9 protein-coding genes and 1 pseudogene are annotated in these 17,013 nt (G+C 66.8%); all 10 read left to right on the top strand.

Annotated elements, in window-relative coordinates; genetic code table 11:
* Window positions 1–103, top strand: a pseudogene (locus ASE28_RS33100) (electron transfer flavoprotein subunit alpha/FixB family protein); the annotation flags it as partial.
* 41 nt (window positions 104–144) lie between these two features.
* Window positions 145–1,137, top strand: a complete 993-nt coding sequence (locus ASE28_RS16330) for a tripartite tricarboxylate transporter substrate binding protein (protein WP_057267846.1) — start codon at window positions 145–147, stop codon at window positions 1,135–1,137.
* 311 nt (window positions 1,138–1,448) lie between these two features.
* Window positions 1,449–2,489: an acyl-CoA dehydrogenase gene (locus ASE28_RS16325; RefSeq protein ID WP_235516148.1), complete on the top strand. Its 1,041-nt coding sequence runs from the start codon at window positions 1,449–1,451 to the stop codon at window positions 2,487–2,489.
* Window positions 2,490–2,761: 272 nt separating this feature from the next.
* On the top strand, window positions 2,762–2,998 hold the full coding sequence (locus ASE28_RS16320; RefSeq protein WP_235516147.1) for a hypothetical protein: 237 nt from the start codon (window positions 2,762–2,764) through the stop codon (window positions 2,996–2,998).
* Between the two features lie 314 nt (window positions 2,999–3,312).
* Window positions 3,313–5,217 carry a 1,4-alpha-glucan branching protein GlgB gene (glgB, locus tag ASE28_RS16315; protein WP_082608100.1) on the top strand — a complete coding sequence of 635 codons (1,905 nt, stop codon included), beginning with the start codon at window positions 3,313–3,315 and terminating at the stop codon, window positions 5,215–5,217.
* 21 nt (window positions 5,218–5,238) lie between these two features.
* Complete coding sequence (glgC, locus tag ASE28_RS16310; RefSeq protein ID WP_057267539.1) at window positions 5,239–6,543, top strand: glucose-1-phosphate adenylyltransferase; 1,305 nt, start codon at window positions 5,239–5,241, stop codon at window positions 6,541–6,543.
* Window positions 6,540–8,732: a glycogen debranching protein GlgX gene (glgX, locus tag ASE28_RS16305; protein ID WP_057267538.1), complete on the top strand. Its 2,193-nt coding sequence runs from the start codon at window positions 6,540–6,542 to the stop codon at window positions 8,730–8,732. Before glgC ends, glgX begins: the two co-directional genes overlap by 4 nt.
* Complete coding sequence (gene treZ, locus ASE28_RS16300; protein WP_057267537.1) at window positions 8,729–10,537, top strand: malto-oligosyltrehalose trehalohydrolase; 1,809 nt, start codon at window positions 8,729–8,731, stop codon at window positions 10,535–10,537. Before glgX ends, treZ begins: the two co-directional genes overlap by 4 nt.
* On the top strand, window positions 10,534–15,513 hold the full coding sequence (gene treY / locus ASE28_RS16295) for a malto-oligosyltrehalose synthase (RefSeq protein WP_057267844.1): 4,980 nt from the start codon (window positions 10,534–10,536) through the stop codon (window positions 15,511–15,513). Before treZ ends, treY begins: the two co-directional genes overlap by 4 nt.
* Window positions 15,510–17,012, top strand: coding sequence for a glycogen synthase GlgA (gene glgA, locus ASE28_RS16290; protein ID WP_057267536.1), 1,503 nt, complete (start codon window positions 15,510–15,512; stop codon window positions 17,010–17,012). The genes treY and glgA overlap by 4 nt, the downstream gene beginning before the upstream one ends.
* The last annotated feature ends 1 nt before the right edge of the window (window position 17,013 follow it).

Here is a 17,013-nt window from a genome sequence, read left to right as displayed (position 1 = left end):
GGCGATCAACAAGGATGCGGAGGCGCCGATCTTCAGTGTGGCGGACTATGGGCTGGAGGCGGATCTGTTTACCGCTGTGCCGGAGCTGGCCCGGGCGCTGTGATCCGCCGGGGGCCTATGGCATTTCAAACAATGGAGACAAGCATGCACAACAACCAACCTCTCAATCGCCGCCGTCTGCTGGCAACCGCCACGGCGGGCATCGCCGCCGCCGCAGCACCCGCCTGGGCCAACCCATCGTGGCCCAGCAAGCCGATCCGCATCGTCGTGCCCTACACGGCGGGCGGCTTCACCGACCAGATGGCGCGCCTGCTGCAGGTCGGGCTGCAGCAGGCGCTGGGGCAACCAGTTGTGATCGACAACAAGCCGGGTGCCAACAGCATCATCGGCGTGGATGCGGTGGCCAAGGCTGCGCCCGACGGGCACACCTTCGCCGTGGTGATTGCGGCCTACGCGGCCAATACCACCCTGTACCCCAAGCTGCCCTACGACCCGAAGAAGGACCTGGTGGGCGTATCCCTCATGGGGATTTCGCCGCTGGTGGCCGCGGTCGCCACGAATGCTCCGTACAAGACCACGGCGGAGCTAGTGGCCTATGGTCGCGCCAACCCGGGCAAGCTGAGCTACGCGTCATCGGGCTCAGGGTCGGCCGCGCACCTGACCTCTGAACTCATGCGCCTGGTCACCAAGGTGGACATGGTGCATGTGCCCTACAAAGGAGCCTCCCCCGCCTTGGCCGACCTCATGGGCGGGCAGATCCCCTTGTTCCTGGACCCACCTCCCAACCTGATCCAGCCCGCCAAGGCCGGCAAGATCCGTCTGATCGGGGTGGCCAGCGACAAGCGCGTTCCGGCGCTGCCGGACGTACCCACCTTTGCCGAGCAAGGCTATCCCGGCATCGTCGGCAGCACCTGGGCCGCCATGCTGGCCCCGGCGGGTGTGCCGCGCGAGATCGTGCAGCGCATGTCTGCCGAGGTCGCGCGCATCATCCGCAGCGCGGAGGTGTCGCGCCGTCTGGAGCAGAGCATGGGCACGTTCGCCGAGGGCTCCACCCCGCAGGAGTGCGATGCCTTCATCGCCAGCGAAACAGCGAAATGGGCCAAGGTCATCCGCGATGCCGGCGTGGTGGTCGACTGAGAGGCTGAGAATCTTTCGCCCATGCCCGCCTTGCACGCCAAAACACCCCGGCTCGTCGTTACAAATGCTCGCCATAGCCCGAGCTATGGCTGTGCTTTGCGCCTAGATCCGAGGCGTTTTGACGCGCCCCTCGGTCACGGTCAAAAAATTCCCAGCCTCTGATTCAGCCACATAACGATTGCTCCCGGCACCTATGCGCCGCATCTGCATCCTCCTACAAGGCTGCAACCGGTCGATCCGTACGATCAGTCATCCCTGCCACTGCGCTTGCCCGCAGCCAGGCCCCCCTTTGGCCAAGAGGTGCCGCCATGATGACCGATTCGCAAAACCTTTTCAGCACAGCGCAGGCCTTGCCTGGTGCGCTGGCGTCGATGGGTTCTGCCCCGGTGATCCGGCAGCTGCGGCACTTGGTGGACAACGGATTGGCCGATCTGCCCCAGCCCGGCACTGGCCGCACGCTGGAGCGCTGGCAGGCGCTGAGCCTGGTGGCCGGCCACGACCTGTCGCTGGCCAGGCTGTACGAAAGCCATACCGATGCCCTGGCCATCCTGCGTGAACTGGGCGGTCAGCCACGATCGCGCGGCGAGGTGTGGGCCATGTGGGCGGCCGAGTCGCCAGGGCGGCGGCTCGAAGCCATCGACCGGGGCGCTGCGGGCATCGTGCTGTCGGGCTCCAAGGCCTCGTGTGCTGGCGCCCTGGGTGCCAGCCATGCGCTGCTTACGGCGTGGCTTCCCGGGCAGCAACCGCAACTCATGGCGGTGGAGCTCGATGATCCCAGCGTCACCATCCAGACCAATGACTGGCACGCCGTGGGCATGGCGGATACCGGCAGTGCGGATGTGACCTTCCACAACACACCCGCCATCATGCTCGGGTCCCCAGGCGATTTCATGCGGCGCTGCGGCTACTGGCAAGGCGGCGCAGGCATCGCGGCGTGCTGGCACGGTGGCATTCGTGCGGTGGCCCAGGTGCTGTATGCAGCGGTGCAGCAATGCCCTTCCACCCATCCCCTGCATGCCACGCGCGCTGCAGCATTGGGCCGGGTGGATGTGGTCGTCAACAGTACCGCAGCCGTGTTGCGCGACAGCGCCTCCTGGATCGACGCCCACCCTGGCGATGCGGCGATGACCCTGGCCCTGCGCACCCGGCAGGCGGTGGGGAATGGCGCCTTGCGGGTCTTGGAGGAAACGGGGCGGGCTCTGGAGGGCACGGCGTTCAGCCGGAACACGTTTTTTGCGCGTATGGCGGCAGCCCTGCCGGCTTTCATGCGCCAGAGCCAGGGTGATCGCGACGATACCGCCCTGGCCGCAGCGCTGCTCGCACAGGAAAAGCCACCAGCCTGGGCCCTGTGATCAGCGCAGGCCCTTTGCGGTGCCGTCCTACATCCAGAGGCCCTGCTCCCGCTTACCATTGGCTTGTCGATACCGCAGTCGACATCCCCCCACTTGCATCACTGCAAGCAGAAAGCCCGCTCAACGCGGGCTTTCCTTTTTTGTGCTGCGCTGCGTCGAAACCCCTCCCGTGCCAGGGCTGTTGCGAATGGTTGCCCGACTCCCGTTTACTGCGGTTCAGAATGCCCTGTCTCCAACCATGCGGGGGTTCTATGCCGATGGAGTACCTGAAAGTGATCGCTGTCGAGATGCTTCCGTTCGACGTGGACGATGAGGCAGGCGTGGACAAGCTGCGGGTGCTGGAAGCCGCCGGCATGGTGGAAGTGCAGTTCACGCAGGAGCGCGGCAGCCCCGCCCGCGTGGTCGCCATCACCGGCCTGGGCAGGGCCTCGCTGCTCGCCGAAGTCGCCAAACAGGTCATCCGACAGCGAAGCCCCGAGGTGTCGTCCGCCTGGGCGGCGTTGTCCTGAGGCGAATTTCCCGGGAAACCTAGGTACGGCTCCCATTCAGCTGCGACTTGGCTCGCAGTGAACTTCGTGTGTGCCGGTGCCATTGGCGCTTGTAGAGGCTTCTGTCCCCGACATCGGCTGCGTAGACGCATGAAGGTGAACGCTATGCCCCAAAAGACGGGCATCGCTACCTGAGCCACTTCCTTCCATGCGCACCTTTACGGCAAATCAGGGCTCTCGCCTTTTGCAACGCCTCTGCACGAACACCGTGTAGGTAAATACCTACCAGCGCATGCGCACCGGTCTTGCGGTCGCATATTGCAGTGCAGCAGAACATGGAGGTCAACAACCCCTCCATCATGAACGACGCAGCGCAATCGACTCCCTTCGCAGCCACTTCGGCTGCGGCGTCGTCCCACTTTCATCACTATGAAGTGCTGGGCGCCCATGTGGATTCCACAGCCACCACCTTCACGGTATGGGCGCCCAATGCCCGCCAGGTCGAAGTCATCGGTAGTTTCAGCAACTGGGCGCCCCTGGCCATGCAGCGCGCACAGGACGGCTCGGGCCGCTGGAGCACGCGCGTGGATGGCGCCGGCCATGGCGATCTGTACAAGTACCGCATCCAGGATTCGCATGGCCAGTGGGCAGAAAAGGCCGATCCCTATGCCACCCGGCAGGAGCACCCTCCCGGCACAGCCTCCCAGATCTGGAACCTCGACTACGAATGGAACGACCGCGCCTGGATGGCCGCACGCGGCGAGCGGCAGGCGCTGGGCGCGCCGATGTCCATCTACGAGGTGCACCTGGGCTCCTGGCAGCGCCAGGAAGACGGGCGTTTTCTGAACTACCGAGATATCGCGCAGCGCCTGGCAGCCCATTGCAACGCCCTGGGCTTCACGCACGTGGAGCTGATGCCCATTACAGAACATCCTTTCTATGGATCGTGGGGCTACCAGGCCACTGGCTACTTCGCACCCACGGCGCGCTATGGCGATCCGCAGGACCTGATGGTGCTGGTGGACACCCTGCACCAGCACGGCATCGGCGTGTTGCTGGACTGGGTGGTGTCGCACTTTCCATCGGATGCGCATGGCCTCGCCCGCTTCGACGGCACGGCGCTGTATGAGCATGAAGACCTGCGCAAGGGCTTTCACCCCGAGTGGAACAGCCTGATCTTCAACTACGGCCGCTATGAGGTGCGCGACTTCCTCATCAGCAACGCCTTGTTCTGGCTGGGCAAGTACCACTTCGATGGCATCCGCGTGGATGCGGTGTCATCCATGCTCTACCTGGATTTTTCGCGCAAGCCCGGCGAATGGGTGCCCAACGCCGATGGCGGGCACCAGAACTGGGAAGCCGTGCGCTTTCTGCAGGACCTGAACTGCGCCGTCTACGCCGAGTTCCCCGACGTGCACGTGATCGCCGAGGAGTCCACTGCCTGGGCCGGGGTGTCGCGCCCCGTCGATACCAACGGCCTGGGCTTCGGCATGAAGTGGAACATGGGCTGGATGAACGACACGCTTCGCTACATGCAGCGTGACCACGCGCACCGCCACTGGCACGAGGGCGATATCCGCTTCTCCATGGTCTATACCTTCGACGAGAACTTTGTGCTGGCGCTCTCCCACGATGAAGTGGTGTATGGCAAGCGCAGTCTGCTGTCTCGCCAGCCGGGCGACCAGTGGCAGCGCTTTGCCGGCCTGCGCACGCTCTACGGAATGATGTGGTCGCACCCGGGCAAGAAGCTGCTCTTCATGGGCGGTGAGTTCGGCCAGATCGACGAATGGCACCACGAGCGCACGCTGGACTGGCACCTGTGGGCCGAGGCCCGCCACAGCGGCATGGCGCGCTGGGTGGCCGACCTCAACCGCACCTACCGCGAGCGCCCTGCCCTGCACGCGCACGATTTCGATGCCGAAGGCTTTGCCTGGGCGCCCATGGCACCGCACCAGACCACCGTGCTGGCCTTCATCCGCCGCGCTGGCGACGACATCGTACTGGCCGTGCACAACCTGACGCCGCAGCCTGTCGCCGCACTGCGGGTTGGCGTGCCGGTGGCCGGGCACTGGCATGAGTTGCTCAACAGCGATGCCGAAGCGTACGGCGGCAGCGGCATGGGCAACTTTGGCGGAGTGGATGCAACGCCCACGCCGCTCGAAGGCCAACCGGCCCACGTGCACCTGACCGTGCCCCCTCTTTCGACCGTTCTTCTTTCCAACCGCCCCACAAGGGCTTGATTCTTCACTGGAGCTGATGCTATGTCGCGTACCCGAAATGTGTTGGCGATCGTGATGGCAGGGGGCGAAGGCTCCCGCCTGCACCCCCTGACGGACGAGCGCTGCAAACCTGCAGTGCCCTTCAATGGCAAGCACCGCATCGTGGACTTCGTGCTGTCCAATTTGGTCAACTCGGAGATCTATTCGATCTACCTGCTGGTGCAGTACAAGTCGCAGTCCCTGATCGAGCACATCCGCAGCTCTTGGACCATGACGCGCTTCATCCCCCAGCACTTCGTGACGGTGGTGCCGCCGCAGATGCGCAACGGCCCCGAGTGGTTCCAGGGCACGGCCGATTCGGTGTACCAGAACATCCACCTGATCGAATCCTTCCAACCCGACATCGTGGCGGTCTTTGGTGCTGACCACATCTACCGCATGGACGTGCGCCAGATGGTGGACTTCCACCGAGACAGCAAAGCCCATGTGAGCGTAGCAACACTGCCGGTGCCCCTGTCGCAATGCAACCAGTTCGGCATCGTGGAGATCGACGCCCACCATCGCATTGCCAACTTCGTGGAAAAGCCCAAGAACACTCGCCCCATGCCCGGCAGCAGCACGCATGCGCTGGCATCCATGGGCAACTATCTGTTCGATGCCGATGTTCTGCTCGACGCTCTGAAGAAGGCGCACGCCACAGGCCACAGCGACTTCGGCCGCGATATCCTGCCCACCATGCTGCAATCTCATCGGCTGATGGCCTATGACTTTACCGCCAATGAGATCCCCGGTACCGCGTCTTATGAAGAGCATGCGTATTGGCGCGACGTGGGCACCATCGATGCGTATTTCGATGCGCATTTCGATACTCTGGGCGCCACACCGCGCTTTCGCATGACCAACCGCGAGTGGCCAATCTACGCCAGCCCCGACCAGGCCGAGTCGGCCCAGATCGAGAACGGCGTGATACACCGCTCGGTGGTGGGTTCGGGCAGCATCGTCGATGGCGCAACGCTCAACCATGCCATGCTGCGCCGCTCGGTGCTGGTGGAACGCGATGCGACGCTGGAGCACTGCATCGTCATGGAACGCTCGCGTATCGGTCAAGGTGCCCACGTGCGCCGCGCCATCATCGACCAGGACAACGATATCCCCCCAGGCGAGCGGATCGGCTTCGACGAAGCGGAGGACCGCCGCCGGTTCCACGTCACGGAAAGCGGCATCGTGGTCGTGCCGCGGCAGTTCTTTCCAACGCGCACTGCGTTCGTGAGCAATACGCTCAAGGTGGACCGGGTGCGCCAACCCGTGCCAGCCGCCCTGGGCAACGACTTCAGAGCCGCTGCATGAAGCCCGAGGTACATGCCGCAGGCCCCCTTCCCACGAACCACTTCAAGCGGGTGCGCCCTGTGAGGCAAGTCGGCCCCGGCCGACCCTGGCCCCTGGGAGCGACCGTGGACCGGCTGGGCGTCAACTTCGCCGTCTATTCCTCTGTGGCGACCCGCGTGGAGATCTGCCTGTTTTCCGAAAACGACCGGGAGATGGAGCGCATCGCCCTGCCCTGCCTGACCGACGACGTGTGGCATGGCCATGTGGCGGGCGTCAAGGCAGGCCAGAAGTACGGCCTGCGCGTGCATGGCCCCTATGAACCCGAGGCCGGACAGCGCTGCAACAGCGCCAAGCTGCTGATGGACCCGTTCTCCAAGGCGCTGGACAGGCCCGTGCGTGGTGCCGCGGACCAGTTCGGCTACGAACTAGCGCAGCCCGATGAAGACCTGGTGCCCAGCACCCGGGACAATGGCCGCACGGCACCCAAAACCCGCGTCGTGCGCTCGCGCTTCGACTGGGGCGACGACCGGCCGCCCCGCGTGCCGGCGCGCGACACGGTGTTCTACGAGGTCCACGCCAAGGGTTTCACGCAGACCCACCCGGGCGTGCCGGAGAACCTGCGGGGAACCTACGCGGGCCTGGCATCGCCGGCTGCCATCGCATATTTCAAGCAGCTGGGCGTGACCAGCATCGAATTGCTGCCGGTGCAGGCCTTCATCGACGACCACCGGCTGGTGGAGATGCAACTGGCCAACTACTGGGGCTACAACACGGTGGCTTTCTTCGCACCCGAGCCGCGCTACGCGGCGCGCGCGGGCGCCGACGGCGGGGTCGATGAATTCAAGGCCATGGTCAAGGCACTGCACGCGGCAGGCCTGGAGGTGATCCTCGACGTGGTCTACAACCACACCGGCGAAGGCAACCACCTGGGGCCCACGCTCAGCCTCAAGGGCATAGACCACGCCGCCTATTACCGCCTGACCGAAGACCGGCGCATGTGCATGGACTACACCGGCACCGGCAACACGGTGGACACCAGCAGCCCGCCCGCCCTGCAATTGGTGATGGACAGCCTGCGCTACTGGGTGCAGGAGATGCATGTGGATGGCTTTCGCTTCGACCTGGCTTCGGCCTTGGGGCGCGATGCCGCAGGTGCCTACACCTTGCGCGCGCCGTTCTTCGCAGCGATGGCGCAGGACCCGGTGCTCTCGCGCACCAAGCTCATCGCCGAGCCCTGGGACCTGGGGCCCTATGGCTACCAGCTGGGCGGCTTTCCCGTTGGCTGGATGGAGTGGAACGGCCGCTACCGCGATGCCGTGCGCGATTACTGGATCAACGCGGACGGCAGCCTGCCGGCGTTTGCGGCCTGCCTGTGCGGCTCGGCCGACATGTACCAGCCCCGGCGGCGCCGGCCCACGGCCAGCGTGAACATGGTCACCGTGCACGACGGCTTCACCCTGGCCGACCTCGTGAGCTACAACGAAAAGCACAACGATGCCAACGGCGAAGGCGGCCAGGACGGAGAATCGCACAACCGCAGCTGGAACTGCGGGGCCGAAGGGGATACCGACGATGCCGACGTGCTCGCGCTGCGCGAGCGGCAGGTGCGCAACTTCCTGGCCACCCTGTTCATGTCGCACGGCACGCCGCTGCTGCTGGGTGGCGACGAGCTGGGGCGCACCCAGCAGGGCAACAACAATGGCTACTGTCAGGACAGTGCCCTGTCGTGGTACGACTGGGAACGCGCGGGCCGGCACGGCGAACTGCAGTCCTTCACCCAGGCGCTGGCGGCCTTGCGCCGGGCGCTGCCCGTGGTCCGGCCCCACACCTGGCCCGTGGACGAGGCGGGCCTGCCGCAGCTAGTCACCGTGAGGTGGCACAGCGTGTGGGGAATGGACATGACCGCGGAGGAATGGGATGACCCCGCAGTGCGCTGCGTGGGTGCGGTCATGGAAAGCGTGGCCGAGGAGGAGCTGTCGGTGATGCTGCTGTTCAACGCCAGCGATGCCGATGCCGTCTTCACCCTGCCCGCTGAGGGCTCCAGCCGCAGCTGGACGCTGCGCATGGACACCCGCGATGCCCGCGTGGTAGCCGTGGGCGAGGAAGCCGGCGCACCCACCGTGGCAGCCGGCGGGCAGCACACCCTGCTGGCACGTTCGATGGCGATACTGACGGCACCTTTCGCACCCAGCCCCCCTGCCACCGCATGAGGCGCACGCACACCATGCCCTTCGGCGCACGGCTGCTGGCCGGTGGCGGTGCCCGGTTCTCGCTCTGGGCGCCTGCGGCTCAGGAAGCAGCATTGTGGTACAGCCCGACGCCGAAGGCGGCGGCCCGAACCCTCCCCGCCACCCGGGCCGACGGTGGCTGGTGGCAGGCTAATGCCGCCGACGCCGGTGCGGGCACCCCGTACCGCTGGCTCATCGACGGCAAGCTCACCGTGCCCGACCCGGCCTCGCGCAGCAATCCCTGGGGGCCGCACGAGCCCAGTGTCGTCACCGATCCCGCCAGCCATGAATGGAAGACGGACTGGGCCGGCCGACCCTGGAACGAACTGGTCTTCTACGAGCTGCATGTGGGCAGCTTCAGCCCGCTGGGTACTTATGAAGGCGCCATCCGCAAGCTGCCGGAGCTGGCGGCCCTGGGTTTCACGGCGCTCGAACTGATGCCGCTGGCCGGCTTTGGCGGGCAATGGGGCTGGGGCTATGACGGCGTGCTGCCTTTCGCGCCGCATGCGGCCTATGGCAGCCCGCAAGACCTCAAGCGCCTGGTCGACGAGGCGCATGCGCTGGGAATATGCGTCTTCCTCGACGTGGTCTATAACCACTTCGGGCCTGACGGCAACTACCTGCATGCGTACGCGCCCCAGTTCTTTTCGAGCAGCCATGCCAGTCCCTGGGGTGCGGCCATCAATTTCGACCAGGAGGGCAGCGCCGTGGTGCGCGATTTCTTCGTGCACAACGCGCTGTACTGGATCGATGAGTTCGGCATGGACGGCCTGCGCCTGGACGCGGTGCACGCCATCGCCGACGACAGCCGTCCCGACATCCTGCAGGAGTTGAGCGCACGCGTGCGCGAGCTGGCCACGGCCAGCGGGCGCTTGGTGCACCTGGTGCTGGAAAACGAGAAAAACCAGCCCGCCCGGCTGTCCTCCTCGCCCGAGCCCGGCCTGTACGATGCCCAGTGGAACGACGATTTTCACCATGCAGTGCATGTGGCTCTAACGGAAGAATCCCAGGGCTACTATGCCAAGTTTGCGCGCCACCCGCTGGCCTTGCTGGCGCGGGTGTTGACCCATGGCTTCGCCTTTCCCGAGGCGGCCAACGTGGCCGGCGGCGATCCGGTGCCGCTGACGTGTATGGTCAACTTCGTCGGCAACCACGACCAGATCGGCAACCGCGCCTTCGGCGAGCGGTTGGGGCAACTGGCGCCTGCCGAGGGGGCAGAACTGGCGCTGCTGCTGGCCTTGCTCACCCCGGCCACACCCATGGTGTTCATGGGCGATGAATTTTCAGCGTCCACGCCGTTCCGGTACTTTGCCAACTGGGACGGTGGCCTGCGCGACGCGGTGCGCGAAGGGCGCGCGCGCGAGTTCGGCCACGCGTTGACCAGCGATGCCGTGCTGCCCGACCCTTGCGACGTGGCCACTCTTCAGGCCAGCCGACTGCAATGGGACGAATCGGACACGTCAATCGGGCAGACTCGCCGGGCCTTGGTGCAGCGATCATTGGAGGCGCGGCGCACCTGGTTGCAGCCCCGTGCGCAGCAACTGTGCGCAGGGGGCCACACGGCGGAGTTCGTGGGAGAGAGCGGCCTGCGCGTGGCCTGGCACTACCAGGACGGAGCAATACTGAGGATGGAAATGAACCTGGGACCAGACACGGTGGACGCCACACCGTCCGCAACTGCGGCGGACATCGCTGCCGTTGAGGTATTCAGCCACCACTGGACAGGTGACGAGGGGCTGTGGGCCCCATGGTCGGCCCGGTGGACCTGCACCGAAGGTTTGGCATGAGCCAGGAGCCAGCTGTTCATGATGCGCTCGGTTCAGACCTGCACCAGCGCGCCGAGCGCGCCGGCATCGCTACCGAATACGCAAGCTTCTGGGGCGAAACCCTGACCGTGAGCCCCGAAGTCCTGGCCAGGGCCCTGGCCGCCATGGGCGCGCATGCCGATGGCAATGCGCCGCAACCCATCGTGGTGGAACAGGGCCATGCCGCGCAGGTGCCGCTGGACGCGGATGGCCCATGGCAACTGCTAACCGAAGAACCCGGCGCGGCAGCACTGCTGGAGGGGACCGGCAGCGTCGCAGAACTGCCTGCTACGCTGGGCTCTGGGTACTACCTCCTGCACTCGCCCGGTGCCGAGAGGCTGCTCATCGTGGCGCCCCGGCGCTGCTGGCTCCCCGAGGGCCTGCAGTCTGGCGAGCGCTGGTGGGGCATCACCGCACAGATGTACGCGCTGCGTTCTGAGCGCAACTGGGGCATCGGCGACTTCACCGACCTGGCCACCCTGGTCCGGCTGGCGGCTTCGCGGGGTGCCGCGTTCGTCGGCGTGAGCCCGCTGCATGCCTTGCGCACGGAACACCCCGAGCAGGCCAGCCCCTACAGCCCCAGCAGCCGACTGGCGCTGAATGTGCTGCATATCGACGTGGCGGCTGTGCCCGAATTTGCCTGCAGCACCGAAGCCCAGGCCCTTTTAGCGGACAGCGGCTTTCAGCAGCGCTTGCGCGAGGTGCGTGCCAGCCCGACCGTGCGCTACGCCGAGGTGGCGGCGCTGAAGGAACCCGTTCTGGCCTTGCTGTGGCAGGAGTTTCGCTCCACCCACTGGGAGGCCGCCACAGCAAGAGGCCAGGAGTTTGATGCATTCATGGCGCAGCACCAGGCGACACTGGGCCTGCATGCGCGCTACGAGGCCATCCAGCTGAACCTGGGTGCGCGGGATCCGCAGGTCTGGGGCTGGCCCGCCTGGCCGCAGGATCTGCAAGACCCGCAAGGCGCTGCGGAACTGGTCTTCGCACGCGAACATGCCGATGCGGTGGCGTATAGGTACTGGCTGCAGTGGCTGGCCTACGTCCAGCTGGGCCAGGCGTTCGAGCAGGCGCGCGCGTGCATGCCGCTGGGCCTGTACTGCGACCTGGCCGTGGGCGCCAGTGACGGCGGCTCCGAAACCTGGATGTCCCCCGGCCTCTATGCCCGGGGCATGAACGTGGGCGCCCCGCCCGACCCCCTCAGCACTCAGGGCCAGGATTGGGGCCTGCCTCCCGTCAATCCCGTGGCACTCAGCGATGCGCGCTTCCTGCCGTTTCGGCAACTGCTGGCCAGCGTGATGCGCCACGCCTGCGCGCTGCGCATGGACCATGCCATGGCGCTCATGCGGCTGTACTGGAACAGCCCCGAGGGCGGCACCTATGTGCGCTACCCGCTGGAGGCGCTGGTTGCGGTGATGGCCATCGAGAGCCACCGCCACCAGTGCATGGTGATCGGGGAAGATCTAGGAAATGTGGCGCCGCGCATGCGCGAGGCCATGGCCGAGCATGCGCTGCTGTCGTATCGCCCGCTGATCTTCGAACGCCTGGAAGACGGCGCCTTTCGCCCGCCGGCCGACTGGCAGCCACAGGCGCTGGCCGTGGTCAGCACGCACGACCTGCCCACGCTCAAGGGCTTCTGGGGTGGGGACGACATCGCCATCCAGCACTCGCTGGGCTGGCTCGGGGACAGCGATGCCCAGGTGCGCGCCCAACTGGCGCGCGCGCAGGACCGCACCCACCTGCTGGCCGCCCTCGACGCCCAGCAACTGCTGCCACAGGGCACCACGCTCGACGCCCAATCCACCCCCGAGATGACACCCGCACTGGCCGCCGCCGTGCATGCCTTTCTGGCACGCACGCCATGCCAGCTGCTGGGCGTGCAGCTCGAGGACCTGACCGGCCAGCGCGAACAGCTCAACGTACCGGGCACCACCGAAGACCGGTACCCCAACTGGCGCCACCGCATGACGGTGCCGCTGGAGCAGTTGAGCGGCGATCCGTATTTCGAAGCCATCAGCCAGGCGGTGGGCAGTGCCCGCCGCGCTGCCCTGGTCGAACCTGCGGCCGAACTGCCCCCGCTGGCATCGGCCGATGTGCCGCAGTCCACCTACCGGATGCAGCTCAACCGCGGCTTCACCTTCGCGCAGGCCACGGCCATCGTGCCCTACCTGCACGCGCTGGGCGTGAGCCACCTGTACACCTCGCCCTACCTCAATGCCGCCGCGGGCAGCATGCATGGCTACGACGTGGTGGACCCGACGGTGCTCAACCCCGAGATCGGCACCGAGGCCGAGCACGCCGCACTGTGCCAGGCGCTGACCGAACGCGGCATGGGCCACGTGCTGGACATCGTGCCCAACCACATGGGCGTGGAGGACCCGGCCAACCGCTGGTGGCAGGACATGCTGGCGCATGGTGAAGCCTCGCCGCACGCGGCCACCTTCGACATCGAGTGGCAGCCGGCCAACCCCCAGACCGGCCGGCGCGTGCTGCTGCCGGTGCTGGGCGACCACTACGGCAAGCTGCTGGAGGCAGGCGAGCTGCAGCTGCGCTTCGATGCCGCTCAGGGCCGCTTGCAGGTGGGCTACTGGGACCATGCGTTTCCGCTCGATCCACGCAGCTACGCCCTCGTGCTGACGGCCGTGTCCATGCCGGCGGCCGCACCGGCTGGGGAACTGGCCGAAATGGCCTCGCTCGTGGATGCGCTGGGCCAGGTGCCGCCCCAGGGCAGCGACGATCCGCAGCAGCGCGCGGCGCGTCTGCGCGATGCTCCCCTGTACCAGCGCCGGCTGGCAGAGATGGCACAGGCCTACCACTGGGTATCGGACTGGGTGCAGGCCTGCATTGTTCGGGCCAACGGGCAAAGGGGAGATGCCGCGAGCTTCGACCTGCTCGACACGGTGCTTCAGGCCCAGGCCTACCGGCTGGCCGACTGGCGCGTGGCGGGCGACGACATCAACTACCGGCGCTTCTTCGACATCAACGCCCTGGCCGCCATCCGCATGGAAGAGCCCGAGGTCTTCGAGGCCGTGCACGCCCTGCCCCTGCGCTGGCTGGCCGAGGGCAAGGTCACGGGCCTGCGCATCGACCACCCGGACGGCCTGGCCGACCCGGCCCGGTACTTCGAGCGGCTGCAGCAGCGCCACGCCGCGCAGCGCCAGGCCCGAGGGCAGCCGCAGCAGGCGCTGTACCTGGTGGTCGAGAAGATCATGGCCGACCACGAACCGCTGCCTGCCGCCTGGCTGGTGCATGGCGGCACCGGCTACCGCTTCAGCACCCTGGTCAACGGCCTGTTCATTGCAGCCGACGCGCAGGAGCGCTTCGACGCCATCTATGGCGAATTCACCGGAGACATCCAGCCCTTCGAGGAAGCCACCTACGAGTGCAAGCGCCTGATCATCGAGACGGCGCTGTTCAGCGACATGGCCTGGCTAGTGGCCACGCTGAGCAAGATCACGCGGGCCGATCGCGCGGTGTGCGACTTCACGCGCAACCAGTTGCGCGTGGCCCTGGTGGAGGTGGCAGCCCAGTTCCCCGTGTACCGCACCTACGTGGTACCCGGCGGCGCGCCGCCCAGCGAGGCAGACCGGCAGCACATCGCCTGGGCCATCAGCGCCGCGCGCCGGCGCCTGGGGTCTGCCGAAGGCGGCGTGTTGGCCTATCTGCAGGCAGTGCTGCAGGGCGAGCCCGGGGCCGAGCCCACTCTGCGCGCGCGCTTCACCCGCCGATGGCAGCAGTTCACGGCACCGGTGATGGCCAAGTCGGTCGAGGACACGCTGTTCTACCGCTATGTGCGGCTGGTCTCGCTCAACGACGTGGGGGCGGAGCCGCGGCGCTTTGGCGTCTCGGTGGCGGCTTTCCACCAGGGCAACCTGCAGCGCTCGCGGCATCTGCCGCACGAACTGCTGGCCACCTCCACGCACGACAGCAAGCGTTCGGAAGACGTGCGCGCACGGCTCAATGTGCTGTCTGAAATGCCTGATGCCTGGCAGGACACGGTGCAGGCGCTGCAGGCGGTCGGCCAGCGCTTCGAGGTCGAAATCGACGGGCAGGCATCGCCGCTGCCCCACGACCTGTGGGGCTTGTACCAGGCCATGGTGGGCATCTGGCCAGCCCGCGCCACGGACGCCCATGAGCGCCAGGAGCTGGTGCAGCGCATCCAGCGCTACAAGGAAAAGGCCATGCGCGAGGCCAAACTCATGAGCAACTGGCTGTTCCCCAACGAGGCCTACGAGGCGGCCCTGCGCGATTACATCGAAAAGGCCCTGTCCACGGAACGTTTCGTCGCCGTGCTCGAGGACTTCGTGCAACGCATCGCCCCCCATGGCTTTCGCAACAGCCTGGGCCAGCTGGCGCTCAAGCTCACGGCGCCGGGCGTGCCGGACATCTACCAAGGCTGCGAGGTCTGGAACTTCTCGCTGGTGGACCCGGACAACCGCCGCCCCGTTGACCTGGCGGAGCTGGCCGCTTCGCTGCAGCCGCTGCGCGCGCTGTACCAGGGCAATGCACAATTTCCGAGCCCTGCCGACTGGCATGCGCTGTTGGGCGACGGCCCTGCCATGCCCCCCGGCGCCAAGCAACTGGTCACCTGGCGCCTGCTGCAACTGCGCCGGGAGATGCCTGCGCTGTTCCGCGATTCACTGTACCTGCCGCTGGCCGTGGAGGGCGCGTCTCAGGCCCACGCACTGGCCTTTGCCCGCATTGGCGGGGACCAGGCCGTGGTGGTGGTCTGCGCCCGCCTGCTGCTGGGCCTTGGCAAGAACGGATGGGGTGACACCCGTGTGGCCCTGGCCTCGGCCCACCCGGCCCTGGCGCGCCCAGGCCGCTGGCGCGACTGGATGACCGGCAACACGCTGGCCAATGCAGCAGAGCATTCCCTGAACGATGTGCTGGGCGATGTCGGCCCTTCCAGCGCCCGCCTGCCCTTTGCCATTCTGGTGGCGCAAGATACCCCTTTATGAAGATCCTGTTCGCCACGCCCGAATGCGCCCCGCTGGTCAAGACCGGTGGGCTCGGTGATGTCAGTGCCGCCCTGCCCCGTGCCCTCAAGGCGCTGGGGCACGAGGTGGTCATCCTCATGCCCGCGTATGGCGGCATGGCCATCGACGGCACGCTCGACGCCATCGTGCCCGTGCCTGCCTACGGCCCCTGGCCGGCCGCGCAGCTGCTGCAGGTGATGTCGCCAGACGGCATGCCCTTTTTGCTGTTGTCGTGCCCGGCCCTGTATGCGAGTGCCGGCACGCCGTACGGCGATCCGGCCCACACGCCCATGCACGAGCAGGCCCTGCGCTTTGGCCTGCTCAGCCGCGTTGCGGCATTGATCGGCACGGAGCACAGCCCCTGCGACTGGCGCGCCGACATCGTTCACGCCAACGACTGGCCCTGCGGGCTGGCCCCTTTGTACCTGCACCAGGCGCGGGCCGCCGGTCAGCAGGGCGTGGCCCAAAGCCTGATCACCATCCACAACCTGGCATTCCAGGGCGTGTTCCCCATGGATGCCTGCGAGGTGCTGGACATCGCACCGATGTACCGGGGCATGGAGGGCGTGGAGTTCTGGGGTCAGTTGTCCATGCTCAAGGCCGCCCTGCAGTTCGCTGACGCCATCGCCACGGTGAGTCCGACCTATGCGCGAGAAATACAGAAACCGGCCCTGGGCTTCGGGCTCGACGGTGTGCTGCGCGCCCAGGCCGGCCGGCTGCACGGGCTGCTCAACGGCATCGACACAACGGTATGGAACCCTGAGATCGATCCGTTGATTGCAGCCAACTACGGGGTGAAAAACCTGGAGGCCAAGGCGGTGAACAAGGCCGCCTTGCGCAAGCGCTGCGGCATGACTGATTCGCCCGGACCGCTGCTGGGCCTGGTGGGACGGCTCACTTCCCAGAAGGGGGTGGACCTGGTGCTGGCGGGGGCCCCTGCCCTGCTTGCGAGCGGGGCCCAACTGGTGGTGCTGGGCCGGGGCGAGGAGCCGCTGGAGGCTGGTCTGCGGGCGCTCGCCAAAGCGCATCCGGGGCAGGTCCACGCCACGCTGGGCTTCGACGAGGCGCTGGCGCACCAGATCGAGGCCGGTGCCGATTGCTTTCTCATGCCCTCGCGCTTCGAGCCTTGCGGCCTGAACCAGATGTACAGCCAGGCCTATGGCACGCCGCCAGTCGTCACGGCCACCGGTGGCCTGGCCGATACGGTGAGCGATGCCGGCCCTGGCCTGGACGAGGGGACCGGCTTCATGATGGCCGCTCCCACGCAGGCAGAATTCGACCGTGCACTGGGCCGCGTGCTGCAGGCCTGGGCGCAGCCCGCGCTCTGGCGCGGCCTGCAGCGCCGGGGAATGTCCCAGCCCTTCGGCTGGGAAGCTGCGGCCCGGCAGTACGTGCAGCTGTATGCGCAACTGCTTGGACAGACGGTGTCACCACCCGCCGCCCAGATGCAGAACGTGGTGAGCATCGACAGCCGGCGCTGAG

The organism is Acidovorax sp. Root219 (genome assembly GCF_001428665.1).
In the GTDB taxonomy this organism is placed as follows: domain Bacteria; phylum Pseudomonadota; class Gammaproteobacteria; order Burkholderiales; family Burkholderiaceae_C; genus Acidovorax.
Note: the sequence above shows the minus strand (reverse complement) of the source record. Positions and strands in the feature narration are given on the sequence as shown.